This window comes from Streptomyces sp. AC627_RSS907 (assembly GCF_019049165.1).
Map to the genome: position 1 here is coordinate 1 of NZ_JAGMUE010000818.1, position 566 is coordinate 566.

The 566-nt window shown below is 70.7% G+C and carries 1 protein-coding gene; it reads right to left on the reverse strand.

Annotated elements, in window-relative coordinates; genetic code table 11:
- Positions 1 to 566 (reverse strand): hypothetical protein (locus tag KUM32_RS44845; protein WP_217146491.1); only part of this gene is annotated, 566 nt, incomplete at both ends.

Below are 566 nucleotides of genomic sequence, written 5' to 3' on the forward strand. Positions count from 1 at the left end.
ACAGGGCGTCGTCCATCGCGAACAGGGCGGTACGGGGCGCGCCCTCGGCGTAGTAGGGGGCGAACTTCTTGGCCGGCAGGCCGCGGTCGTCGTAGAAGATGTCGGAGAGCACCCGGCCGCCGCCGGGGCCGGGCTCCTGGGTCTGCCGCTCGCGCAGCAGGCCGTCCAGGATCTGGTACGTGGTGCGCTGACCGCCGGAGTTTTCCAGCGTCTTGGTGCCGATCGCGACGGCCTTGCCCTCGGCGACGGTGTAGGTGAACTCGTAGTTGGCCGGCGTCGCGTTCGAGGAGGCGCGGTCGGCGAGCCAGATCCTGGTGGCGCGGCCGAGCGCGTCGTACACGTATTTGGTGTGGTTGCCGTTGGTGTCGGTGATCGTGGTGGGTTGGCCAGTGAGGACATCGAGGTCGGTGTTTGTGGTCTGGGCGGTGGTCGCGTCACCCGGGGTGGCGGGCGGCGACGTTTCGGTGATCTTGGTGGGGTGGCCGGTGGCGGGCGCGTACGCGGTGGTGGTGGTCCGCCCGTCGGTGCGCGCCTGGCGTACCGGGATCGCGTCGCCGGTGGCGGTG